Annotated in this window: 22 protein-coding genes; 20 read left to right on the forward strand and 2 right to left on the reverse strand. The window is 46.6% G+C overall.

All coding sequences use genetic code 11. The features are described 5' to 3' along the window. The first annotated feature begins 7 nt into the window (after positions 1-7). The 11 genes from M662_RS02760 (at position 8) to wrbA (ending at position 11,810) form a co-directional block, all read left to right on the forward strand. Positions 8-2,140, forward strand: coding sequence for a helix-turn-helix domain-containing protein (locus tag M662_RS02760; protein WP_026578785.1), 2,133 nt, complete (start codon positions 8-10; stop codon positions 2,138-2,140). Beyond that, the gene (locus tag M662_RS02765; protein WP_026578784.1) at positions 2,137-3,291 is read left to right on the forward strand and encodes an amidohydrolase; all 1,155 of its coding nucleotides are present in this window, start codon (positions 2,137-2,139) and stop codon (positions 3,289-3,291) included. The genes M662_RS02760 and M662_RS02765 overlap by 4 nt, the downstream gene beginning before the upstream one ends. A 92-nt stretch (positions 3,292-3,383) precedes the next feature. Continuing rightward, positions 3,384-4,343, forward strand: coding sequence for a sugar-binding transcriptional regulator (locus M662_RS02770; RefSeq protein WP_008634478.1), 960 nt, complete (start codon positions 3,384-3,386; stop codon positions 4,341-4,343). 4 nt (positions 4,344-4,347) lie between these two features. After that, entirely contained in the window at positions 4,348-5,028 is a 681-nt protein-coding gene (gene rpiA / locus M662_RS02775; protein ID WP_026578783.1) for a ribose 5-phosphate isomerase A, read from the forward strand. 1 nt (position 5,029) lies between these two features. Beyond that, on the forward strand, positions 5,030-6,001 hold the full coding sequence (locus M662_RS02780; protein WP_026578782.1) for a Gfo/Idh/MocA family protein: 972 nt from the start codon (positions 5,030-5,032) through the stop codon (positions 5,999-6,001). Positions 6,002-6,082: 81 nt separating this feature from the next. Beyond that, the gene (locus M662_RS02785) at positions 6,083-6,601 is read left to right on the forward strand and encodes a VOC family protein (RefSeq protein ID WP_236096534.1); all 519 of its coding nucleotides are present in this window, start codon (positions 6,083-6,085) and stop codon (positions 6,599-6,601) included. 163 nt (positions 6,602-6,764) lie between these two features. Further along, on the forward strand, positions 6,765-7,928 hold the full coding sequence (locus M662_RS02790) for a S1C family serine protease (RefSeq protein WP_026578780.1): 1,164 nt from the start codon (positions 6,765-6,767) through the stop codon (positions 7,926-7,928). Positions 7,929-7,940: 12 nt separating this feature from the next. Next, positions 7,941-8,813: a peptidylprolyl isomerase gene (locus M662_RS02795; RefSeq protein WP_035388704.1), complete on the forward strand. Its 873-nt coding sequence runs from the start codon at positions 7,941-7,943 to the stop codon at positions 8,811-8,813. A gap of 142 nt (positions 8,814-8,955) precedes the next feature. Then, positions 8,956-9,630 carry a response regulator transcription factor gene (locus M662_RS02800; protein ID WP_026578778.1) on the forward strand — a complete coding sequence of 225 codons (675 nt, stop codon included), beginning with the start codon at positions 8,956-8,958 and terminating at the stop codon, positions 9,628-9,630. After that, on the forward strand, positions 9,620-11,026 hold the full coding sequence (locus M662_RS02805; protein WP_008634488.1) for a HAMP domain-containing sensor histidine kinase: 1,407 nt from the start codon (positions 9,620-9,622) through the stop codon (positions 11,024-11,026). Before M662_RS02800 ends, M662_RS02805 begins: the two co-directional genes overlap by 11 nt. Positions 11,027-11,198: 172 nt before the next feature. Further along, positions 11,199-11,810 (forward strand): NAD(P)H:quinone oxidoreductase, encoded by a 612-nt coding sequence (gene wrbA / locus M662_RS02810; protein WP_026578777.1) that lies wholly within the window; start codon positions 11,199-11,201, stop codon positions 11,808-11,810. A gap of 100 nt (positions 11,811-11,910) precedes the next feature. On the opposite strand, the gene M662_RS02815 is transcribed toward wrbA, so the two are convergent. After that, the gene (locus M662_RS02815; protein WP_008636395.1) at positions 11,911-12,156 is read right to left on the reverse strand and encodes a hypothetical protein; all 246 of its coding nucleotides are present in this window, start codon (positions 12,154-12,156) and stop codon (positions 11,911-11,913) included. Between the two features lie 233 nt (positions 12,157-12,389). On the opposite strand from M662_RS02815, the gene M662_RS02820 reads away from it, so the two are divergent. The 3 genes from M662_RS02820 (at position 12,390) to M662_RS02830 (ending at position 15,774) form a co-directional block, all read left to right on the forward strand. Then, complete coding sequence (locus M662_RS02820; protein ID WP_026578776.1) at positions 12,390-13,436, forward strand: ArsR/SmtB family transcription factor; 1,047 nt, start codon at positions 12,390-12,392, stop codon at positions 13,434-13,436. Next, positions 13,433-14,668, forward strand: coding sequence for an MFS transporter (locus M662_RS02825; RefSeq protein ID WP_026578775.1), 1,236 nt, complete (start codon positions 13,433-13,435; stop codon positions 14,666-14,668). Before M662_RS02820 ends, M662_RS02825 begins: the two co-directional genes overlap by 4 nt. 155 nt (positions 14,669-14,823) lie before the next feature. Then, complete coding sequence (locus M662_RS02830; RefSeq protein ID WP_008636400.1) at positions 14,824-15,774, forward strand: ribose-phosphate diphosphokinase; 951 nt, start codon at positions 14,824-14,826, stop codon at positions 15,772-15,774. 40 nt (positions 15,775-15,814) lie between these two features. Here the strand turns inward: M662_RS02830 and M662_RS02835 are convergent, their stop codons facing one another. Continuing rightward, complete coding sequence (locus M662_RS02835; protein ID WP_008636401.1) at positions 15,815-16,588, reverse strand: alpha/beta hydrolase; 774 nt, start codon at positions 16,586-16,588, stop codon at positions 15,815-15,817. A 222-nt stretch (positions 16,589-16,810) separates the two neighbouring features. Between M662_RS02835 and M662_RS02840 the strand changes: the two genes are divergently transcribed. The 6 genes from M662_RS02840 to M662_RS02865 all read left to right on the forward strand — a co-directional run bounded on the left by M662_RS02840 (position 16,811) and on the right by M662_RS02865 (position 24,030). Further along, positions 16,811-17,167 (forward strand): hypothetical protein, encoded by a 357-nt coding sequence (locus M662_RS02840; RefSeq protein ID WP_008636402.1) that lies wholly within the window; start codon positions 16,811-16,813, stop codon positions 17,165-17,167. A gap of 205 nt (positions 17,168-17,372) precedes the next feature. Further along, positions 17,373-18,914, forward strand: a complete 1,542-nt coding sequence (locus M662_RS02845) for a response regulator transcription factor (protein ID WP_008636403.1) — start codon at positions 17,373-17,375, stop codon at positions 18,912-18,914. 9 nt (positions 18,915-18,923) lie between these two features. Beyond that, entirely contained in the window at positions 18,924-20,729 is a 1,806-nt protein-coding gene (locus M662_RS02850; protein ID WP_008636404.1) for a cache domain-containing sensor histidine kinase, read from the forward strand. A gap of 123 nt (positions 20,730-20,852) precedes the next feature. After that, entirely contained in the window at positions 20,853-22,148 is a 1,296-nt protein-coding gene (locus tag M662_RS02855; RefSeq protein WP_008636405.1) for an ABC transporter substrate-binding protein, read from the forward strand. Between the two features lie 125 nt (positions 22,149-22,273). Continuing rightward, positions 22,274-23,206, forward strand: coding sequence for a carbohydrate ABC transporter permease (locus M662_RS02860; protein ID WP_008636406.1), 933 nt, complete (start codon positions 22,274-22,276; stop codon positions 23,204-23,206). Then, positions 23,203-24,030: a carbohydrate ABC transporter permease gene (locus M662_RS02865; protein WP_008636407.1), complete on the forward strand. Its 828-nt coding sequence runs from the start codon at positions 23,203-23,205 to the stop codon at positions 24,028-24,030. Before M662_RS02860 ends, M662_RS02865 begins: the two co-directional genes overlap by 4 nt. The last annotated feature ends 28 nt before the right edge of the window (positions 24,031-24,058 follow it).

Consider the following 24,058-nt stretch of genomic DNA (forward strand, 5'->3'; position numbering starts at 1 on the left):
GGCACCTATGGAAAAAGAACTATTGCAGCAACTGAAGGCAAGGTATCGGTTGGAGGATATCGTCATCGTCGATAAACATACAAGGACCAGTGTGTCTGAGAAAACATACACCGACTCTATTTCTGAATGGGTTTCCCTTTCCCTTTGTATGGAAGAAGGAACGATAAGGGAGACGGGAGATCGATGGGTATATAACGGGGAAGATGTGATGGTCGTTCTGATCGGGCGTCACAAGTATGATGAAGGGGCAGCTGCCTCTTTCCTGAAAGAGCATGAAGCATGGCTGAAGCTGCTTCTTCATCATACGAATGAACAGAAAAGGAAGAATGCGCTCCACGTATTGACCGGGGTCTCTCATACCCTCTCCTCGAGGATGTATGAGGAAGGGTTCCTGCAGATCATTTTGGATTCCGTGGTGGATGCTGTCACAGCGGCGGATTCCGGATTTCTGTTTCTTTATGATGAGAAAATCGGGAAACTCCTCGTGGAAGCAGCTGTCGGTTTTCGTGATTCCGGATATAAGAAGACGAGACTGAAGCCAGGAGAAGGTGTCAGCGGCCGTGTGTTTGAAAGCGGGAGAGCTTCGCTTCTGCAAGGTACAGGATCCATTAAGGAAGCAATGGAAACGATGTCCGCTTTTAATTACGAGCATTATCTGGAGGCGGCTGAGGAACGTTCCATACCAGAGAGCATGCTGTCGGTCCCGCTTTTGTTTCATAAGGAAACAATCGGTGTCCTCACGTTGGACAGTTTCAGGGACCATCCCTATCTGACAGAGCACGACCTCCACTTAGTGGAGGCGCTGGCGGATCATATCGCTGTTGTTATCATGCATGCACGGTTGTACCGTCAGGAGAAGAGGCAGCGGGAGGCCTTACAGCAGACCCATCTGGCGTTAAGGAAAGAACACGAAACGATGCAGCGTACAACGGATTTCCACCATCGTTTGACGAACGTAGCCGCCAGTGGAGGCGGAGTTCAAGGGATCATTCAAACGATGAAAACGATGGTCCGGTACCCTTTCGCCGTGTATGATGCGCTCCTTAAGCCGCTGTTCGTCGATGAGGAAGCGGGGGAGAAGGGACTCCCGGACAGGTTTCTCAGTCATGACAGGGTCAAGAAAGTTATTAAAATGAATAAATGGCAGCAGATTGCTCATGCAGGCGAGCAGCTCGTCGTTCTGCCGATCACGGGTCCGGTCTCTGTGTGGGGATTTGTCTGTGTGTGGATTGATTCTGCCGATTTCTTCGAGAATGATATCGTCTTATTTGAATACGGGACGACCGTTCTTTCCTTGGAATTAACGAAAGAGGATTCCATAAGGGAGGCGGAGCAGCAGGCGAAGGGACAGCTGGTAGAAGGAATTCTGACAGGGGAGCGTGATCCGGTGGTCGAAGTGCAGGCATCCAACCTTGGCCTCTATCCAGCCGATTTTTATGCGATGGTGCTCTGTCATGTCGATCCGGACAAGATGGGGGAAGAGATGATGACGGTCAATTCCAGGCGTCAGCGGGAAGAGATAGGGGACGCGCTCGAAAGTGTAGTAACGAAGCTTGAGTTGAACGGGATTGTTTCCATGAACCGCTCGTATGTTTTCGCTATGATCAGCTTTCCGGAATCAGAAGGTAAAGGGTCTGCGCGTCAGAAGATGAAGGCGCTTGTTCACATGCTGGAACGATCCTCCGCGCCGCTTAAAGCTGGTGTCGGCCGTGTCCATAAGAATCTTTTCCAATTGAATAAGTCCTATGCAGATGCGGAGAAGTGCATCCAGGTCTTAAAGACGAAGCCGTCGAAAAATGTGATGAGCTTCGTCGATGCAGGTTTCTATCGCTTTCTTCTTCAGAACAGTGAGGAAGACCTCTCTCTCTATGTATCTGACTTTCTTGGTCCTTTGATGAGGTATGACAAAGAAAAGAATAACGACATGCTGCACACATTGATCACCTATGTCCGGTTTGATAAAGACTTGAAGAAGGTGACCAAGGAGCTGAACATCCATCATAATACATTGTATTACCGCATCAACCGTGTTCAGGAAATTCTTGATGTGACCTTTGACCGGTTCGATGACTGGTTCAATGTCCAGTTGGCCTGCCGGGTCTATGAATATTTACAGATAGAAGAGAGGGACGTCCGATGATAGCCATTTGTAATGTCGTTTTGGAACCTGTAAGAGGAAAAAGAGAAACAGACGCGACCGTCCTTGTCGAGGCGGGGAAAATCAAACAGATCTGCACAGCAAAAGAAGCGGATCTCGGAAACTATGAACAAGTGATCGACGGCATGGGGATGATTCTGACCCCTGGTTTTATCGATACCCATACGCATCTTGGCATTGATGAAGAAGGTATTGGTTGGGAGGGGGCCGACTTCAACGAAACGACCGAAGCACTCACTCCCCACCTTCGAGCCATTGACGGCATCAACCCGTTCGACCGTGGATTTTTTGATGCGGCAGAAGGTGGTGTGACGACTGCACAGGTGCTTCCCGGTAGTGCCAACGTCATAGGTGGAATCACCGCGATTGTAAAAGTGAAGCCCGGGTTTATCCTTGAAGACATCATCGTTCGTGAGCGTGCCGGGTTAAAGATGGCATTCGGCGAAAATCCGAAGAAATATCATGGTCAGCAGGGACGCACGCCCTCGACACGAATGGGCATTGCCGGAATGATCCGGGAACAATTGGTGCTGGCCGCTGAATATCTGAAAAGTCCTTCCCCGAGAGATTTACGGAAGGAATCGCTTGGGGAAGTGCTGGAGCGTCGGATACCTGTCTGTGTTCATGCTCATCGGGCGGACGATATCATGACAGCCATACGAATTGCAGAAGAATTCGATCTTGACCTGCACCTGGAACACGTCACCGAAGGCCACCGGATTGTACCTGCATTGGTGAAATACAAGGATCGCTGCAAGTTTTCCATCGGACCGACACTTTCCGGGCGGAGTAAAGTCGAACTAAGCGGCATGTCATGGGATACGTATAGAGCCCTTGATGAACAGGGGATTTCTTTCTCTATCATCACCGATCATCCGGTCGTGCCGGTCAAGCAGCTGAAGACGTCCGTGAAGCTTGCGGTGGAAGCAGGCCTGGATGCGGATACAGCATTGGAGAGTGTAACGATCCGTGCTGCAGAAGTGCTTGGTCTGCAAGATCAAACCGGCAGTATCGAAGTCGGTAAGGATGCGGACCTCGTATTATGGGATAAGCACCCGGTGAAAGATGGCGGTACAGCTGTCCTGACGATGGCCGGTGGAGAAATCACCTATCAAACTCGTCAGCCTCTTTAGGCTGGCGGGTTTTTATTTTGTGGAATATTATGGAATGCTTTCGTTTGCACAAATGACCTTAATGTTATACATTTGTGCAAAGGGGGTTGTCTATGGAAGAGAGAGAAGAGTTGAAGAAACTCTACCAAATAGCTCGGATGTACTATGAACAGGACATGACGCAGAGTCAAATTGCCAAAGAACTAGGAATCTACCGGACGACCATCAGTCGGATGTTGAAAAAAATCAGAGAGAAAGAAATTGTCCAGATTCGTATCAACTATGAGGCTTTCCACGATATTGCGGTAAGCGAACAGTTGAAAGAAAGGTTTGGTCTGAAGGAAGTCCTTCTCGTCCCTGACAAGGAAAATCAAACCAAGGATCAGAAGCGGAGAGCGATGGGGCAGGCATGTGCGAAATTTCTTGACCGAATCGTTCAAGCCGGTGATGTCGTCGGTTTCTCGTGGGGGACTTCCCTTGCTGCGGTGGCCGAAGAGTTGGAGCCTGAAAAACCGCAGGAAGAAGTTATTTGCGTTCCGTTAATCGGAGGACCTGACGGGAAGCTTGCAAGTCGTTATCACGCGAATACCATCGTTTACGAAGCTGCCCGTAAATGGAAGGGGGATTCGACATTGATCGATGTCCCTGCTATTGCGGGCAATGAGGAATTAAAATCGGCACTGGCCGCTTCCGGACATTTTCAGGAAGTAAAAGCTTTATGGGACCGGCTGACGATAGCGGTTGTTGGAATAGGATCACCTGCGATCAATCAAGGCGATAATTGGAAAGCTTTCTACGGTGGAACATTATCTGCAGAGATGGAAGAGGGAGAAGTCGCAGGAGATATTTGTTCCAATTTCTATGACAAAAGAGGGCGGATGATGGACACGGAACTCCTGCACCGGACGATCTCTATTGACCTGCAAGCTCTTCATAAAACGAGGTATTCCATCGGAGTAGCGGAATCGAATGAAAAAGTGGAAGCGATCAAGGCGGCCTTGACAGCAGGGCATCTCAACGTTCTTGTCACGACAGAAGAGACAGCGAAGGCATTGATACGAGAAGGGGAGTAAGCGAATGGATGTTAAGAAACAGTGTGCCGAAGAAGCTTTGACCTATATAGAAAACGGGATGACTGTCGGGCTGGGAGGTGGAAGCACGATAAAGCATCTCGTCACCTTTCTGAAAGACAGTGGTCGTTCTGTAAAGGTCGTAACACCCTCCTGGGAAACGAAACAGCATTGTGTGAGCGAAGGTCTGCAGGTACTTCCGTTGTCCGACGTCCCCTCTATCGATATAGCTTTCGACGGATGTGATCAAGTAGATCAGCAGCTGCATGCGCTTAAGAGCGGGGGCGGCATCCATACGGAAGAGAAGCTTGTCGCTTATATGGCAGATGAGTACGTGCTGCTTGTGGATGAGTCGAAGTTCGTTCCTGCGTTGACCTTCGAACATCCGGTGGTAGTGGAAGTACTCCCACAGGCTCTTCCTTACGTCCGCCGCAAATTGGAATCGTTCCCAGTGCTTCAGGCGAATATTCGGATGAGTGAAGATAAAGACGGGGCCGTCATAACGGAAAACGGGAACCTGCTGCTGGATGTCTACGTCGATCCGGATAAGGCAGATTCCGGTTTGGAAGGCCGGTTAAAAGGATTGACGGGTGTGATCGACACGTCCTTGTTCACCTCTGTTGTAACGAAAGCATTGGTGGCAGGACCGTCTGGGATAAGAGAGATCACTATAAAAGGAGAGAATTGAAATGGGACAAGTTAATTGGGGTATTGTCGGACCTGGAGGAATCGCTGGAGATTTCGCCAAAGCAATCAAAGCGGTGAATGGGCATATCTACGGTGTGTGGGGAAGAAATATGGACAAAACCCGCCGGTTCGCGGAACAAGAGGGCGTCGATCATGTCTATGAGAATACAGAGGATATGTACCGGGACGATCAAGTCGATGTCGTCTACATAGCGACACCGCACAGCATTCACTATTCTTACATCATGGATGCTTTGAAGAACGGCAAGCACGTTCTTTGTGAGAAGGCGATTACGATGAACGGCAGGCAGTTAAAAGCGATTGCGGAATTGGCAGAAGAGAAAGGATTGGTAGTAGCAGAAGCCATGACCATTTACCATATGCCGCTGTACAAGAAGCTCCGTGAAATGATCGAAGAAGGAAAAATCGGCAGGATCAATATGGTCAACGTGACGTTCGGAAGCTGTAAGGAAGATGATCCGGAAAACCGCTTCTTTAATCCGGATCTTGCCGGTGGGGGAATGCTTGATATCGGGACCTATGCTCTTTCCTTTACACGTTTCTTCCTCTCAGGGCAGCCGACGGAGCTGCATACTACGGTGAAGAAGCATGAGACAGGAGTAGACGAACAGTCTGGTATCGTCATGAAGAATGACCATGATGAGATGGTAGTCGTTTCCCTTGCGATGCGGGCAAAAATGCCGAAACGCGGCATTGTCGCCGGTGATGAAGGGTTTATTACGGTGGATAACTTCCCGAGAGCTGATAAAGCAACCATCACTTATACAGCCGACGGCTCTGTGGAAACAGTCGAAGCCGGAGTGGAAGCAGATGCGCTTCAATATGAAGTGGAGGCTATGAACGATTTGATCTTGAATAAAGTGGACAATTGGACGCTCGCTTTATCTCGAGAGGTTATGGATTTAATGGATGATGCCCGTCAACAGTGGAACCTAACGTACGATTTCGAATAAGCGGATCTTCCATGATCCATTCTATGTCTCGTTTTTCTGCAGGGGGATAACGGGGAAGTAAGGATGGAAGGGGAGATTGTAATGACAAGAGGAATCGACCATATAGGAATGACTGTGCCCAGTATAGAAGAGGCGACCGCCTTTTTCCAGGAAGCCTTTGGTGCCGAGGTCAGCTATGATGTGCAGCGCCCGGAACAAGAACCTATGGCAGGAGATGAAGTGGAGAAGCAGTTGGGACTGCCGGAGGGAACGTCCATTATTCATATGCGGTTATTGAGAATTGGCGACGGTCCTACGTTGGAGCTTTTTGAGCTGGGAACCGAACCGGATAAGGAACCATTGCGTATTTCAGATATAGGCATCCACCATTTCGCCTTCTATGTAGATAATATCGAACAAGCTTCTGAACGTTTTGAAGCGGCTGGAGGTTCTCTACTGTCCCCGCCCCATTCGTTGGATGATGAAGAGGACGGACCTCATAATGCAGGAGTGTATGGGAAAACGCCCTGGGGGAGCTTGGTCGAATTGATCAAGTATCCGGACGGGGTGGATTATCCAAAAGGAAGTGAAGCACCGCGCTGGACGCCGCCGAAAAACTAAAGAGAATGAAACAGGCGTGTATATTATTTAAAGAAGAAGCTCACTCCCCGCAGTAGGGAGTGAGCTTCTTTGTTTATGAAAAATCCTGTGCTGTCATACAGCTGACACATTCCGGTTTTATAGTAAGCGTATCAGAAAAAATCTTACGGAATGAGGGATACAAATGGGTGAAAAAAAGCAGTCACTATTTAAAGTAATCGGGTTATCACTATCCGCAGGTGTGCTTGGATCTGCGCTTACATTAGGAATTACGTCGTACGGGGATCAAGCACAGGATAATGGCAAAGATGCTGTAGTGGAAAGTGCGACGCAGGAGGCGGCGGATGTAGATGTGTCGACAATAGCTTCGGATTCCGGTAAATCCACGGCCGACATTGCGGAAGCAGCTTCGGATGCAATCGTCGGCGTCGTCAATATGACAACACAGCAAAGCCCGTTCCAGGCATCAGCAGAAACGACGGAAAAAGGAACAGGCTCCGGGGTCATCTATAAAGTGACGGATGATGCTGCCTATATCGTTACAAACAACCACGTGGTGGAGGGAGCGTCCGAATTGAAAATCTCCTTGAATGACGGCAGCGAAGTAGATGCCGAAGTAATCGGGACCGACGCTTTGACAGACATTGCCGTGCTGAAAATTGATGGAGACTATGATATTAAACCGCTTGCCTTCGGCGATTCAGATAATGTCCGGGCCGGTGATGAAGTCATTGCCATCGGTAACCCACTGGGACTCGACTTATCAAGAACCGTGACACAAGGAATTATCAGTGCCAAGAGTCGTACGATCACTACTTCCACGTCTGCCGGAGAGTGGGATCTTGACGTCATTCAGACCGACGCAGCCATTAACCCTGGAAACAGCGGTGGTGCATTGATCAACTCTGCAGGCCAGCTTATTGGAATCAACAGTCTGAAAATCGCCAGTGAAGAAGCGGAGGGCTTAGGGTTTGCCATCCCTAGTAATGATGTGAAGGATCTGATCGCTGACATTACAGATGATGGAAAGGTTGACCGCCCATATCTAGGTGTAGGGGTAGTGAGCATCGACCAAGTGCCTGCCTATTACACGCAGACACTGCCGGAAGATGTGAAAGAAGGGGTCATCATCGGTTCCATTGATGAAATGTCTGCTGCCGCAAAAGCAGGTTTGAAAGAAGAGGATGTCATCGTTTCGATTGATGATCAGCAGGTGACAAGCTCCAGTGATCTCCGTAAATATCTGTACACCGATCACAAAGCAGGAGATAAAGTGTCTGTGAAATACTATCGTGACGGCCAAGCGCAGACGGTACAGGTCATCCTGTCTTCGCAGGAAGAATCATAAGGGAGATATGTAATGAATAAAAAGGTTATGTTCGGAGGGATAGGAGCGCTGGTTGTTGTGGCGCTCTGTATCCTGCTCAGTGTGAATGTCGGGGCCAAACAGGAAGCTGTTGCCACAGTAGATGGAGAAGAGATTTCCAAAGATGATTTATATGAGTTGCTCGTCAGTCAATATGGAGACGACGCCCTTGATTCATTAGTAACAAGTAAAATAGTAGAGATGGAAGCAGAGAAGAATGATATCCAAGTGGATCAGGACAAGATGAAGGAAGAAATGGAGACGTATTACGATCAATATGGCAGCAAGGATGACTTCCTGAGCGCCCTCAATGAAAACGGGGTGTCCCTGGAGGATTTTCAAGCGGATTTGGAAGAATACCTGACGCTTGAGAAACTATTAAAAGACAGGGTCTCCATTACGGATGAAGAGAAGGAAACTTATTTTGAAGAGAATAAAGATAGTTTTAATCAGCCGGAGCAAGTGACGGCAAGGCATATTCTCACGGAAACGAAAGAAGAGGCACAAACGGTTCTAGATAAATATAATGACGGAGAGAAATTTGCTGATTTGGCAGAAGAGTATTCGACGGATGAGGCAACGAAAGATTCCGGCGGGGATCTCGGGACGTTTGGAAAAGGGGAAATGGTGGATGCATTTGACGATGCCGCCTTCTCCATGGAAGCAGGGGAAGTGAGCGACCCTGTGGAAACGGAATATGGGTTTCACATTATTGAAGTAACCGATCATACGGATGCCGAAGAAGCGACATATGAAGACGTAAAAGAAGAGGTTACGGACGCGTTATATGACTCTAAAGTTAATGAAGAATACACCTCCTGGCTTGATGAAAAGATGGAGGAATATGAAATAAAGAACAATCTTTAAGAGCAATAGAGAGACCGCCCACAGGGTGGTCTTTTCTTGAATTATTTTATGCGGTCCTTCAAGTAAGAGGGTCGGACACCTTCTTTCCTTACCGCTTATGTTATTCTGAAACTAGATTTCAACTGGAGAAGGTGAAGATACCGTGAGTAAGATCATGATTGTAGAAGATGAAATGCCGATCAGCCAGGTGTTGAAGGCATATCTGAAGAAAGCAGGATTTGAGACTATACAGGTGTTTCGGGGAGACGAGGTCCTTGATACCTTTCAGAGTGCTTCGCCGGACCTGGTAATCCTGGATGTCATGCTGCCCGGGAAGAATGGCTGGGATTTATTGACTGATATTCGTAAGGAAAGCGAATGCCCTGTTATTATGTTGACGGCTCTCAGTGAAGTGGATGACCGGCTTACAGGACTCAATCACGGGGCGGACGACTATATTGCCAAACCATTCGTCGGAGATGAAGTGGTGGCACGTGTCAAAGCAGTTTTGAGACGGGCTGGAACGCAGACATCGCCTGTAAAGAGTTTCGGTAAGTTGGAGGTCGACATCATCGGTCATCGAGTGAAGGTGGATGGGGAAGAAGTGACGCTGACACCAAGGGATCTTTCTTTAGTCACTTTTCTTGCGGAGCACCCTAATCAGACATTTACACGAGACCAGCTTATAGAGAAAGTGTGGGGATGGGAGTACGAGGGTAGTGACCGTGCCGTCGATGTCAGTATCAAGCGCATCCGTCATGCTTTGAAGAGCTGGCCTTCTTCGGAAGGGGAAATACGCACGCTGCGCGGGTTAGGATATCAGCTCAGTGTTTACTGAAAAGAAAGTGCCGTTACAGCGTTATTGGACGACCAGGTATGTGTGGACGCTTGTCATCGGATTATTCGTAATCGGGATCATATCGGTCGCCTGGATCCGCCATCAGACGATGGATAATCGCCTGAGTATGATGCAATTCGTTGCCGAACAGACGGCCGGCCGCCTGGTGAATGATGGACAGGTCCAGCCGCAGGAAGAGGAAGACGTCGTCATTCAAGGCAGGGAAGACTTCATGAACATGGACAGCCGTCCTGATTTGTACGTCGTTGATCAGCAGGGTACGATTCTGTTCCAGGACCGGCCCAGAGGTCAGAGGCTTCCACAGCGCTTTGCCGTCGACCTTCTTGATGAAGAGCAGACTATTCAAAAACTGGACACCAGCTCCGGGTTGTTTTACATGGTTTCCAAACCTGTCGAAATTAACGATGCCACCGTCGGATGGGTCATTCTTCTGGAATCGAAGGAGAACTTGACGAAGGTCGATCAGGAGTATTGGCAGTTGTTTTTCATCCTCGTTTGTCTTGCGCTGCTGGGCTGGTTGGCTATCTACTTCTTGTCAAAGCGGCTGTCTAAGCCTATTCAGGAAGTTGCTCAGGCAGCGAGAGAAGTAGAGGCAGGAAATTACGGATTCCATATCGATGATGAGCGGGTGAAAGAAGCGGAAATTTACGACCTTATTCAGTCTTTTCAGGAGATGTCCGGGAAACTGCAGCATCTGGAAGAGCTCCGTAGTCAGCTGCTTGCCGGAGTTACCCATGAATTGAAGACACCGGTGACGTCGATCAGCGGCATGCTGCGAGCCGTTCAGGATGGGATTGTTGAGGAAGAGGAAGCGGAAGACTTCATAAGGGTCTCGTTGAAGGAGACAGAGAAGCTGGAGCGGATGGTCCTCGATCTGTTATCGTTCAACACGTTTGCAGCCAATTCCGTTCCTCTAACGAAGGAAATCCAGTCCGTCAATCGTACGGTTAAGGAATCGGTCCATCATTGGGAAGTAGGTCAGGAGAAGGACAACCTTACCATCTCCGTGGATCTTCTTTCTGAAGATGTAGACATACCCATGGATTCTATGCGGTTCCAACAAATTATTACGAATCTGCTCAACAACGCCTCTCATGCGATAGAGGGAAAAGGAGACATCTATATCCGCATGGATCAGCGGGAACAATGGATCTATATTGATGTCGAGGATACAGGTGGTGGAATCAAAGAAGAAGAAAGAGACTTCATCTTTGAGCGGTTTTACAGGGGAGAAGAGAAGAAGTATAAAACCGGTGGCCTCGGTCTCGGTCTCCCGTTTAGTAAAATGATCGCCCAGTCTCTTGGGGGAGATCTTGTCCTGTTTGATAGTTCTTCCGCGGGAACGACCTTCCGTATCCAATTACCCATACACTAGACCCCTTCCATCAGAAGGGGTTTTTTAATAATGAATTTTTATCTTGATTTCAAGATAAATGAGATGTATAATTCTTTTTGTAGGACATATCTCAGTTTCGAGATTTCAAGAAGGGAAGATTCCAATGGGATTTCTAAATAAACTATTCGGTAAGCAAAAGGAGATGGAAGAGATGGCAAATGTAAAATTAGCTGTTGTTTTTTATAGTATGGGTGGTACGAATTATCAGATGGCGAAATGGGCGAAAGAAGCAGCGGAAGAAGCAGGAGCGGAGGTAAGGCTTGTTAAAGTAGAGGAATTAGCACCTGCTTCTGTTATCGAGGCGAATGATGCTTGGAAAGCGACCGTAAATGCGACGAAAGACGTTCCGACTGCAAGCTCCGATGATATTGAGTGGGCAGACGCCTTGATCTTCAGTGTGCCGACACGATTCGGGAACATGCCTGCTCAAATGAAGCAGTTCCTTGATACGCAGGGCGGTCTTTGGGCTTCAGGAAAAACAGTCAACAAAGTTGTCAGCGGTATGACGTCTGCTCAAAACCCACATGGTGGTCAGGAAGCTACCCTGTTGTCTCTTTACACGTCCATGATGCACTGGGGCGCCATTATCGCTTCTCCTGGTTATACAGATCCTGTTCTGTTCGGCGCAGGAGGCAACCCTTATGGTACGAGCGTGACCGTAGATCAGGAAGGCAAGATGGTGGAAGATGTTCAGGCAGCTGTCAAACATCAGACGAAACGAACCATCTCCGTAGCCGAATGGGTCAAGCAAGGTAATAAATAATAAAAGATCTCTATATCAAAAAGCCCCTGTTTCCTCTCAACAAGGAAACAGGGGCTTTTTGGATTCATTCCATTATCATTTCTTATGAGTAGTCGTTTTATTACCAAGGAAGTTGGGACTCATGGCATTCAAATGTCCCTAACCAACCGGATAGAGCACAACCGCCCCAGAATCCTACGCGTCCACTTTTCCAATCGCTTCCGAAAGAAGTGGAACCTGCGTGGTGAAGGGTGTCGGATGTCATGCTTTTTGCTTCCACGACGGAAGAGGTCGAACCTGTAACGTCCCCAAAGCTCAAGATACCTACAGCGGCTAAAGCGATTCCTACTTTTGCAAGTTTCTTCATAAAACATAACTCTCCTTTTGTTTTGTCATGGATGAGGATTAATTGGAAGTTTTTATCACCTTACCAATTGATTCCATGCTTTTCAACGAAATAGGAGGATTTTGGCACTTTATTCCTATGACTGAATGTGCTGTTTACTAGAAAAGTAGCAAGAAAGGATTTTTGAGTTTTTTTATTTCAAATAGTTTGAATATTATGTTCTATATGTATAGAATGTAGATAGGAGGGATAATATGGAATTATTTTCTGCAGGGACGAAGCTGAACAGAGAGACGTATGAGGTGGAGGTGAAGTCTTCTTTATTATGGGAAGCGGCTCTTGGCATTGCAGCCATTACCAACGATTCCTTATTGGACACGCTGGAATGGAAGGAGAAAGATCGGGAATTGATTCTTGCCTCTTTCTCAAGCGATATGATCGACCACCTATCCTATGTGAAAGAACATAATACATGGAAGACGCTTTTGCAGCTGCTTCATCAAGGGAACTTTACACAGATGAGTGAATTTCAGTCCTTTATCGAAGGGCTGTCGAATGAGGAATTGAAATCCTATGCTGTTCCTTATCTTGGGAGGAAGTATGAAGCCAGAAAACAAGAGCTTTTGGAAGGTTCTGAGGAAGCGCTGCATGTGCTCCAGAAAGAATTAAAGAATCATCCTTTCCTGCCCGGCTACTTGGCATTTATTATGCATGTTTCCGGCACACAGTTGAAGGAGCACTTGGGGAAGGTGATGGAAGGCTGGTTTGAGACCGTGATACGTCCGGATAAGGAAAAGCTTTCTTCCATTTTAACGAGAGATCATATTTCTAAACAGAAGAGGCAGAAGCAGATGAATGCGGAACAGCTTGTGGAGTGGGCAACAGATGGAGTGAAGTATCTCCCGGAGCCGGGAGTCCATAAAGTTATCCTTATCCCTCACTATGTTTATCGTCCGTGGAATGTGGAGGCCGACTTGGAAGGCGTGAAGGTGTTTTACTATGCAGCAGCGAATGGAAGCATCTATCCGGAAGCGGATGTTCCGAACAAACAGCTGGTGCAAAGATACAAAGCGCTGGGGGATGAAACACGTTTGAGGGTATTGAAGCGGCTGATGGAGGAACCGCATTCGCTCCAATCGTTGACGACAGAGCTGGGGATGGGAAAGACGACCATTCACCATCATTTGAAACTGTTGAAATCTGCGCGACTTGTTAAGCAGGAAGGGAATGTTTATGAGGGAAATCCGGAAGTAATTGAATCTATGGGAACAGATATGAAAGCTTATTTGGGATGTAAATGAGGAGGGGAGCCGTTCCGGACGTTGTCGAAGATAAGAGACGATACACCTTTCGTCATCCGGCTTTCCGGTTCATTGGAGGGAATCTTGTATCTTTCTTCGGAGATCAAATCTACTTGATTGCTCTGCCACTGATTGTCTTATCCATCACAGGTTCTCCTTTAAGTATGGGAATCGTTGCGGCATTGGAAAGGCTGCCTGTTCTCCTTCAGCCGTTGGCTGGTGTGTGGACGGACCGTTTCAACCGGAAGTTCCTTCTTTTGGGAAGTGACCTGTCCCGATTTTCAGCTATTGGACTTTTAGGGATTCTATACATAACGGGTCAGCTGGAAATCTGGCATCTGTATGCAGCAGCACTGTTTGTGGGCGTGTGTACCCAACTCTATCAAACATCTCAGTTTGCTATTCTTCCTGAATTAGTAAAAGAGGAAGAGCTGCCGGCTATGAATGCTGTCAACAGTGGAACTTTTCAGGCTGCTGTGTTTCTGTCCCCGGGGCTTGGAGGGATTCTTCTGAGTATTTGGAACCCCGGAGTTGGATTGATCCTGAATAGTTTCTCGTTTCTGATCGGGGCTTTGGTCGTTTGGAGCCTTCCTATACAACCGCCGGCATGGAGTGGAAAGAACAAAGACGGAATGATATCCGGGTTGAAAGAAGGGTTTCGTTATGTTTGGTCTGTCAAAGCGATTCTTCACACGAACCTTGCTATGCTGTTTTCTGTTTTCGGAACGACCATGTTTCTTACCATGTACATTGTGCATTTGAATTCCACCATTAACATGGCCACCGTCCCCATTGGTTTTCTTCTTTCTGTTGGGGGCATTACAGCTGTGGCAGGATCCTTCGCGTCCAGCTGGCTCAGTAAACGAATGACATACCGGACGCTTCTCTTCTGCACAGGCGTTCTCGGTGGGGCGTCTATTGTAGGTTTCGCGGCAGGGGGGTCTTTCTGGTGGCTGGCTGTGATGAATGCCGTCGGTACAGGAACAGCTTCCATCAGCAGTCCATGTATCCTTACTATCCGTCAGCAGGGGAGTCCGGCGCATCTGCTCGGGAGAGTGCAGGCGACAAGCCGCTTCATGACGTGGTCCCTCATGCCGGTTTCCGCTTTATTTGCAGGATGGCTGGCGGAAGTGTACGGGACAACTGTTCCTATTCTGACAGGAGGATTACTTGTCCTGTCGGCCTCCTTTTTTTATCTTCATCCTGCCTTGGATAAGAGAAGGAGGATCTGAGGGAATAAATGGAACAGGAGTCTGATTTAAGCATAGGGGATTTTGATGCTATAATAAGAAGGTGTACTTTCCATTTATAGGGGCGGAAAACGCTGCTGTATTTTTTTCATAAACCTTAATCCGGTTTTCACTTTTTTTGTACGGGAGAGATCTATATGAGTTCAGAATCAAAGATGAAGCTGTTCAGCATGAATTCCAATGAGCCGTTGGCGGAGGAAATAGCGGACATTCTGGAAGTACCTTTAGGAAAGAGTTCCGTCATCCGTTTCAGTGATGGAGAAATTACGATCAACATTGAAGAAAGCGTCCGCGGGGATGATGTGTATATCGTCCAACCGACGTCCCAGCCTGTCAACGAGAACTTGATGGAGCTGCTTATTATGATTGATGCGATGAAACGTGCTTCGGCGAAGACGATCAACGTGGTCATTCCTTACTTCGGTTATGCACGTCAAGACCGAAAGGCACGTCCTCGTGAGCCGATCACTGCGAAATTGATTGCAAACCTTCTGGAAACAGCGGGCATATCACGTGTGATCACTCTCGACCTGCATGCGCCTCAAATCCAAGGCTTCTTCAATACGCCGGTGGATCAGCTGCTTGGTATTCCGATTCTTGCACAGTATTACAAAGAAAATTATAAGAATCTGCAGGATACAGTCATCGTTGCACCGGATACGAGTGGTTTAAGCCGCGCAAGAAGAATGGCCAACATTCTGGATCTGCCGATTGCTTTCGTAGATAAGCGCAGGCAGGGGCCGGGAGAACCAGGTCAGGTTAATGTCATCGGTGACATAGAAGGCAAACACGTAATTATCGTGGATGATATGATTGATACCGCCGATACAGTTACAATTGCTGCGGAAGCGCTCCTCAAGCATGATGTGAAAGATATCTATGCCTGTGGAACTCATGCCGTACTTTCGGATCCATCTGTGAAGAAAATCGATCAATCGCCGATCAAAGAGCTGCTTGTAACCAATTCTATTTTCCTTCCGGAGGAAAAGCGGATCTCTAAAATCAAGTCGCTGTCTGTGGCACCATTGCTTGCAGATGCACTCCTTCGTGTCCAACACGAGCACTCCGTCAGTGTTCTGTTCGATTAATAGAAGACAAAAAAGCTGCCATTGCCTGGCAGCTTTTTTGTTAGAGATCGACTTTTGGTAAGGCGTAGTGCAGGTGGTTCTGAATGAAAGCATGGGTGTGCTCAATGATCGTTTCCTGATCATTATCCATCGATGCGACATGGTAAGAGTCCTCAAGCACCACTTTGGACTTCTGCTTCGAACCAACACGTTGAAGGATGAAGTCGGTGTTTGCCGGTGGAACGACATGATCGATCCTGGATTGGAAACAGCTGATCGGACAGGATACGGCGGGAAGCCGTTTCTGGACCACTTCCATGTATTGAAGCAGCTGTCGATATGCAAATCGCGGGGTTCTGGTATAGGTGATTTCTTCCACGTCGTTTTTCTTGATGTCCGGACGTCCTTCTTCGATCCACATCGGACAATCATTCCTGTTATAAGTAGAGAAAGAGGGGATGGACATAGCTGGATTAATCAACAGGATACCGTCTATTGCCTTATGCCGGCTGGCAAGGTCGAGCGTCAACGTGCCGCCCATCGATTGACCGACAACATAAACCCGGCCGCACTGGGCGCTTAACTCGCTGTAGGCTTCTTCCAAGCATAAGAACCAGTCGGAGAAAGAACAGTGCTTCAGATCTTCCCCATGTGTTCCATGGCCTGCAAGCCTTGGTGCTTTAACGGTGTAGCCTTTGGATGCAAACGCCGTCCCAAGGTCCTTCATGCTTTGTGGTGTACCTAAAAAACCATGACACAAAAGGATCCCGACGCCGTTACTGCCTTCGTACGTAAACGATTCTGCTCCATTGATTACCGGATATGATTCGTACATCCTTCCACTCCTTTGTCCTCTTGAGGATCGAATTTGCTATTATTGGTATTAAACTACAATAATTCCTATCAGTCAACTAGGTATTAAAAATAATTTAATTCTTCGGTTGTCTTCTGGGAATTTCAGCTTTACATACGTAGCGCATATTGTATAATTTTAAATAGTAATCGTTACTCTTTAATTATGTTATGTATATTCAGCAAAAGAATCGAGGGAAAAGGCGTGAGTCATTATCTGCGCAACATACTAAAAAAGAATGTCCTGCTTCAGATGAATCCTGACAAAAGAGAATTATATACCTATGTCATTCAAATGGAGGATGAACTTGCAGAAACAGTGTCGACCCCGGACGATTTCATTCGATTGATAAGCAGCGATCAACCACACCGGAAGGCCGCCCGAAGGTTTGGTATGACGTTGTTTGAACTTCTTCAAACCATGAAAGATCTGGAGAGAGACATCCATCAGCATACGCTTGAGATGGAAGCAGCTGTCAGATGGATAGACTATACAGAAAAGATGGGAAGGGAAGACGGTTTCCGCTGCTTCCTTGTCTATATTCCTTCTCCCCGCTTATGAAAAGGACCAGGATGCTGGTCCTTTTTTTTTTTTTTCTGTCAGAGACCTCGCATGGATTGCTGTTTACGGTTTAAAAAAATGACATTAGAATATAGGTATAAAGAATTTTCTGCAAAAACCCTGGTTTCCTGGTGAAGATGGGTTCAGCTGACAGAGAAAGGCAAACAGGATCAAGCCTTGGGAATGAAAGCGGGGAGGGGTTCGTATGGAAGATTTATATCGAGTGGTCATTGTAGATGATGAAATGCTGATCAGGCAGGGGATCATCAATTATATCGACTGGGAGAGTCAGGGATTCCGTATTGTGGGAGAAGCATCAAACGGGAAAGAGGCGCTGCAGCTTGTCGATGAGCTTCATCCACATCTGCTTATTACGGATATCGTTATGCCGGGCATGAACGGAATTGAATTAGTGAAGGCCGTCAAGGAACGGCATCCGTCCGTTGAAATTATCGTACTGAGCAGTTTTGAGAACTTCGACTATGTGCGTTCCGCCTTTCAATTCGGTATTGCCGATTATATATTAAAGCCGAAATTGAACGGGGAAGAGCTGATTCGGACGTTAAATCGGATTTCGCCGAATACAGCAGACAACCCGGTTGAATATGAAAAAGATATCTCCTTGGAAGATCTTTTGCGTAAGAAATTGGAGGGACAGGAGTGGACGGCGGAAGAAGAAGAGAAGTTACAGGCATTCCCGCAGGGAGCCTACACGCTCCTTGGATTGACCGAGACCCGACGGAATGGCGGCAATTCGTCACTTATATCTCTGCATCAAAAATTATCCGAAGAGGGAGCGATTAAAGGAATTGAGTGGATCGCTGACGTTGAAAGCGATTTCAATGTGGCTCTGCTCATTTATGACTCCCTTCATACAGCTGCTGTCCAAGAAAGGCTGGTACGTTTCTCCGATGAATATGAAGGAGTCGGAGACCGCGCTCCGTGGGTCGTCAGTGCACCGTTTTTCTCTCTTAAGGAAGTCGGTGAAGTCTATCGCGACCAGGTTATTCGCTTGAAAGAATACGCCTTTTATATGCCGGAAGCTCCTATTCTTATGGAAGGGCTGCTGCCGGACTTGGAGCGGAAGGAGCGCCCATTCGATTTAAGTGGTTTCATTGATCGCTTCAAGCAGCGGAAATTCGATACGGCCATACAAAATTTAAGAAGGCACCTCGATGCCTTGACGAGTGATTATACTCTCGATATCTTTGAGTTTAAATCTTGGATGGAGAACGTCATTTTTAACAGCATTGTTCTCCTCGGCAATATGAAATATCCGGTGGATGACCTGGAAACGTTAAAGTATGAATACTTTGCAGTCATCAACGAGGCTGGGAATGTAAATGATGCGGTCGCACCTTTTTATGATTTTTTGGAGAAGGTTCAAGTGGTCGTTCAAGAGGATACCCAGAGGGAATGCCCGACCGATGTCCAGCGTCTGCTGCAATATATAGAAGAACACTATGCGGAACCGCTGTCCTTGACGACGCTTGCCAACTATTTTCACTTTAACGCATCTTATTTATCTACGTATTTCAGTACGCACCTTCATATCGGTTTCAGCGATTATTTGAACAAGGTGAGGATTGAGAAAGCGAAACGGCTGCTGGAATCGACGAATACGCCTGTAAGCGAAGTGAGTGAGCAGGTCGGTTATTCTGATCCAAGCTACTTTGGTAAAGTATTCAAGCGGCTGGTCGGTTCCTCTCCGGGAAAGTATCGTAAAAAAGCTATGGCAGCGAATTGAGGAAACCAGATGAAAAGACTGCGAGAATTTATTCGGAACAATCGGTTGTTCATGAAGATGTTTTTGGTCATGGTGATCAGTATTGTCGCTGTTTCGGTCTTAATTGCCTTCAGTACGATTCGAATGTCCAATAATTTATTCATGGAAACCTTCAGTATTACCAATACGAAAGTGTTGAATCAGATCAAGCAGGAATTCGAATCTTTCAGTAATGCAGTCGCATCTACTACCATGAATGTCCAGGATAACGGGACGATCAAGCGACTGCTGACGAGAGAGGATATGAATTCGGTAGAAGAATCGAAGTCGTACTACGGGATTACAGAACAGCTGGACCGTATTTATACAGATAGTCTGAATCAGGCTAATATGATCGTACTTGGCAACAATGGCCGTCTGTTCAATATGAAATATAACCATTGGCCTGTCACTGCAGATGCTCTGATCAACCATCCAATTACAGAAAATCTGCAGAAGAACCCGGACGAAATTCTGTACCAATTCATTCCTGCCAGTGAAATTTCAAATGGCAGAGATATGGTCGTTGCTTCTAAAGCCTTGACGGAAAGGTCGACTGGCAATATCTATGGATATGTATATATTCCCATCCGGGAAAGGGACGTTCACGCCTTTTATGAAGGGTTTACGAGTGAAGGGAATAGTGTGCTTGTCATGAACGGCCAGGGGGAGATCGTTTCCAGTAATAGGTCTGAATGGATCGGACGCCGTACCCCGCACCTTCTTTCCGTTGCAGAAGCTTCCGATGTAAACCGTAAGGAATATAGAGATGCGGAGGCGTTCGATAAGGACTATTTAATGATGTCAGAATCTCTGCCGGCTTTGGACATGTATGTCATTAATTTGATCGATCAGGAGGTCGTCGTCAATAACTTGATTGATACGAAGGAACTGGTGATGATCAGCGTAGGAATCGTCATCTTGGCCGTAGGAATCGTATTCATTATATCGAGGAGGATGACCAATTCCTTGAGCAGGCTGGTCGGACAGATTTCCAATATGTCAAAATACGATTTCCGAAAGCCGGTAGACGAAGAGGGTGGATACGAAGCCAGAAAGCTCGGCGAGGCTTTCAATTATATGTTGAACGAGCTTCAGGATCATGTGGATATTCTGCTGAAAACGCAGCGGCAGGCGAGAAAAGCGGAACTTGAGGCCCTTCAACACCAGATCAATCCCCATTTCTTATACAATACGTTGACTTCTGTTAAATTCATGGTGAAAGAAGGGAAGAAAGAAGAAGCATTCGATACGATCGATGCGCTTATTCCTTTGCTGCAGAATGCACTCGGAAACGTGGATGAAACCATTACCGTAGAGCAGGAAGCTGCGAACATCGAGCACTATATCCTTATTAATCGGATGCGTTATGGAAACAAAATTAAGGTGAATACGCTTATTTCCCCTGACTGTCTTCATTATCATTTACCTAAGCTGGTGATCCAGCCTTTCCTGGAAAATGCTTTCTTTCATGCATTTACGGACAAAAAGGAAGGCTTCATTCAAATTCTCATTGCCCAGCGGGAGGACAAACTGGTCTGTGAAGTTGTGGATACAGGAGACGGCATGCGGATGGAAACGTTCCGAAATCAGAAGGAGAAACGAAAGTTGTTCAGCGGTATAGGGATTCGGAACGTACATGATCGAATCCAGATGTTGTTCGGAGAACATTACGGAGTAGAAATAGCCAGTGAGTGGAAAAAGGGCACGAAAGTGAAAATAGTTCTACCATTACTCGAAGGAAATCCTAAAGATATGACCATACCTATAAATAATACCAAAATAGGTCCATCGTAATCATAGAAACTCCAAAGATAGTTAAATAATTTTCTAAAGATCGTTCTAACGGTCTTTTTTTTTATCCGTTATGATAAATATAGGCGTAATGATAACGCTTACAAATAAAAGGGGGTTTTCGTTGTGAAAGGTTTTCTTTTTAAGAAAAGTTGGGTGTTCGCTTTAGCTCTGATCGCTATTTTCACACTTGCTGCTTGTTCTTCGGATGAATCGAGCGGTAGTGATGGAGGTGGGGAAGATTCCAATAAAGTCACAGCATGGGCGTGGGATCCGAAGTTCAATATAGCAGCATTGGAAATTGCTAAAGATGCCTACGAAGGCGATGCAGAAATCGAAATTATTGAAAATGCTCAAGATGATATCGTACAGAAATTGAATACAGGACTCAGTTCCGGAACAATGAAAGGTATGCCGAACATCGTTCTGATTGAAGACCAGCGTGCTCAAAGTTTCTTGAAATCTTATCCTGATGCTTTTTATCCAATTGATGATTATATGAATCCAGATGATTTCGCATCCTATAAGATCGCTCCGACGAGCTTGGATGGAAAGCAGTACGGACTTCCTTTTGATACAGGCGTTATGGGGCTTTACTTCCGTACGGACTACTTGGAAGAAGCCGGTTATACGAAAGAAGATCTGACAGACATCACGTGGGATGAATTCATTGCCATCGGTAAAGACGTGAAAGAGAAAACAGGAAAAGACATGGTTTCCATGGATCCTAATGATCTTGGAATCGTCCGTGCCATGATCCAGTCTGCTGGTAAATGGTATGTCGAGGAAGATGGAGAAACATTGAACATTGAAGGTAACGAAGCACTGAAGAAAGCGTTCGAAACTTACAAGTCCATGATGGAAGCGGATATTGTGAAAGCGAATTCAGACTGGAGTCAATATGTCGCTGCCTTTAACAGTGGAGACATTGCGACAGTTCCGACTGGTAACTGGATCGGTGCAAGCATCATGGCGGAAGAATCCCAGTCCGGTAAATGGGCGGTCGCTCCAATTCCAAAACTTGATGTAGAGGGTGCCGTCAACGCATCGAACCTTGGAGGAAGCTCCTTCTATGTGTTGAACATCGATGGGAAAGAGAAAGCAGCTGAATTCCTGGGTGAAACTTTCGGAAGCAATACTGATTTCTATCAGGATCTAATTACGGAAGTAGGAGCTGTCGCTACGTACTCTCCAGCAGCAGAGGGAGAAGCTTATCAGCAGGAAAGCGAATTCTTCGGCGGACAGAAATTGGTCTCTGACTTGTCTGAATGGACAAACGAGATCCCGGCTGTCGATTACGGAACGCACACGTACGCCATTGAAGATATCCTTGTAGCGGAAATGCAGAACTACTTGAACGGAAAAGAATTGGATGCTGTGCTCGCAGATGCTCAAGCTCAGGCAGAAGCGCAGTTGAAATAATTCCGTTAGAAATCAGTCAGGACTGATTCACTAAAAAAGGGGTTCTTGGGAAGTGTTCATGCTTTCGAAGAATCCCTTTCTTTACAAAAAAGTGTGGATCAGGCGGAAAGAGGAGGAAGTACAAAATGAGCAATTCCATGGAAAGTACCAGTTCTACTTATGTGGAGAAAAGTAAGAAGAACGGAACGAAACGGTGGTTTAAAAAGAATTATGTCGGTTGGTTGTTCATCATCATTGCCATTCTTGGAATCGCAGTGTTCTATTTCTATCCAATGTTACGAGCTTTGCTGCTGTCCTTCCAATCCGGTATGGGAGCCAATCTTGAATATGTAGGGCTGGATAACTATATTCGCCTCTTCAGTGATCCCACCTTCATAGCAGCTCTGACAAACACGTTCATTTATCTTCTTGTGCAAGTGCCTGTCATGATCATTCTGGCTCTGGTCTTTTCGGTCATCCTGAATGATTCGACGTTGAAATTCAAAGGATTTTTCCGGACGGCAATTTTCCTTCCGTGTGTCACTTCATTGGTCGCCTATGCAGTTATCTTTAAATACTTATTCGGTGTCGATGGTTTAATCAACACGTTCCTGTTGGATCTTTCTCTCATTTCGGAACCGTTGAACTGGCTGGCGGATCCACTGCTTGCCAAGATCACGATCATTCTTGCCATCACATGGCGCTGGACGGGTTACAATATGATTTTCTATCTATCGGCCTTGCAGAACGTAGATAAGTCCATGTATGAGGCGGCAAAAATAGACGGTGCGTCAAGCATTCAACGTTTCTTCTATATTACTGTCCCTATGTTAAAGCCGATCATCTTGTTCACTTCCATCATGTCTACGATCGGAACACTTCAGATCTTTGATGAAATCATGAACATCACAGGTGGTGGACCGGGTAACGCAACCCTATCTATCTCCATGTACATCTATAATCTATCATTCAAGTACAGCCCTGATTTTGGTTATGCAGCGACTGTATCTTACGTAATCGTTATCCTTGTGGTTATCTTCTCGCTAATTCAATTTAAAGTGGCAGGTGAAGAAAAATGAAGAAAGCAAAACGAATCGGTGTCTATGTGTTTTTGAGTGTCGCGGCGTTGTTCTCTATCTTCCCGTTTTTGTGGATGATTGTGAGCATGACCAACAAGTCGGTGGACGTTACTCAAGGGCGCTTGCTGCCGGGTACCCATCTATTTGAAAACATCCGTGTGTTGTTCGAGTCAGTGGATGTCGTCACGGCGCTCGTAAACTCTACGATCATTGCCGTCATCACGACATTTTTGACTTTGTTGATCGGTTCCCTTGCTGGTTATGGGTTTGAAATTTACCGCTCACCGGGCAAGGACCGCATATTTAATGTTCTTCTTCTTTCTATGATGATTCCGTTTGCAGCCATCATGATTCCGCTTTACCGTTTGTTCGGAGGCGTATCTTCCACCATCCCGTTTCTTGGAATCGATACCCTCGCGGCTGCCATCCTGCCGACCGTCATTACGGCATTCTTTATCTTCTTCTTCCGTCAGAATACGAAGATGTTCGCGAAGGAATTAGTGGAAGCCGGGCGTATGGACGGGTTGAGTGAGCTGGGTATCTTCTTCCGTATCTACCTGCCTACAATGAAAACGACGTATGCAGCTGCAGCGATCATTGCATTTATGAACAGCTGGAACAACTATCTATGGCCGTTGGTCATTTTGCAGTCGCCTGAAAACCAGACGATCCCGTTGTTAATTTCCAATCTTGGTGCAGGATATTCTCCGGATTACGGAGTAATCATGACTGCCATTGTTATCGCGACACTGCCGACAGCGCTTGTATTCTTCATTATGCAGAAGCATTTCGTAGCTGGAATGATGGGTTCTGTCAAAGGTTAAGAGAAACAGCTGATATAAGGAGGTTCAT

The organism is Bacillus sp. SB49 (assembly GCF_000469135.2).
Classification (GTDB): domain Bacteria; phylum Bacillota; class Bacilli; order Bacillales; family Halobacillaceae; genus Halobacillus.

Bases quoted from the DNA above. Each gene is read 5' to 3' on its own strand.
- M662_RS02760 (WP_026578785.1), top strand. From the start codon at position 8: ATGGAAAAAGAACTATTGCAGCAACTGAAGGCAAGGTATCGGTTGGAG.
- M662_RS02765 (WP_026578784.1), top strand. From the start codon at position 2,137: ATGATAGCCATTTGTAATGTCGTTTTGGAACCTGTAAGAGGAAAAAGA.
- M662_RS02770 (WP_008634478.1), top strand. From the start codon at position 3,384: ATGGAAGAGAGAGAAGAGTTGAAGAAACTCTACCAAATAGCTCGGATG.
- rpiA (WP_026578783.1), top strand. From the start codon at position 4,348: ATGGATGTTAAGAAACAGTGTGCCGAAGAAGCTTTGACCTATATAGAA.
- M662_RS02780 (WP_026578782.1), top strand. From the start codon at position 5,030: ATGGGACAAGTTAATTGGGGTATTGTCGGACCTGGAGGAATCGCTGGA.
- M662_RS02785 (WP_236096534.1), top strand. From the start codon at position 6,083: ATGACAAGAGGAATCGACCATATAGGAATGACTGTGCCCAGTATAGAA.
- M662_RS02790 (WP_026578780.1), top strand. From the start codon at position 6,765: ATGGGTGAAAAAAAGCAGTCACTATTTAAAGTAATCGGGTTATCACTA.
- M662_RS02795 (WP_035388704.1), top strand. From the start codon at position 7,941: ATGAATAAAAAGGTTATGTTCGGAGGGATAGGAGCGCTGGTTGTTGTG.
- wrbA (WP_026578777.1), top strand. From the start codon at position 11,199: ATGGCAAATGTAAAATTAGCTGTTGTTTTTTATAGTATGGGTGGTACG.
- M662_RS02815 (WP_008636395.1), bottom strand. From the start codon at position 12,156: ATGAAGAAACTTGCAAAAGTAGGAATCGCTTTAGCCGCTGTAGGTATC.
- M662_RS02820 (WP_026578776.1), top strand. From the start codon at position 12,390: ATGGAATTATTTTCTGCAGGGACGAAGCTGAACAGAGAGACGTATGAG.
- M662_RS02825 (WP_026578775.1), top strand. From the start codon at position 13,433: ATGAGGAGGGGAGCCGTTCCGGACGTTGTCGAAGATAAGAGACGATAC.
- M662_RS02830 (WP_008636400.1), top strand. From the start codon at position 14,824: ATGAGTTCAGAATCAAAGATGAAGCTGTTCAGCATGAATTCCAATGAG.
- M662_RS02835 (WP_008636401.1), bottom strand. From the start codon at position 16,588: ATGTACGAATCATATCCGGTAATCAATGGAGCAGAATCGTTTACGTAC.
- M662_RS02845 (WP_008636403.1), top strand. From the start codon at position 17,373: ATGGAAGATTTATATCGAGTGGTCATTGTAGATGATGAAATGCTGATC.
- M662_RS02850 (WP_008636404.1), top strand. From the start codon at position 18,924: ATGAAAAGACTGCGAGAATTTATTCGGAACAATCGGTTGTTCATGAAG.
- M662_RS02860 (WP_008636406.1), top strand. From the start codon at position 22,274: ATGAGCAATTCCATGGAAAGTACCAGTTCTACTTATGTGGAGAAAAGT.
- M662_RS02865 (WP_008636407.1), top strand. From the start codon at position 23,203: ATGAAGAAAGCAAAACGAATCGGTGTCTATGTGTTTTTGAGTGTCGCG.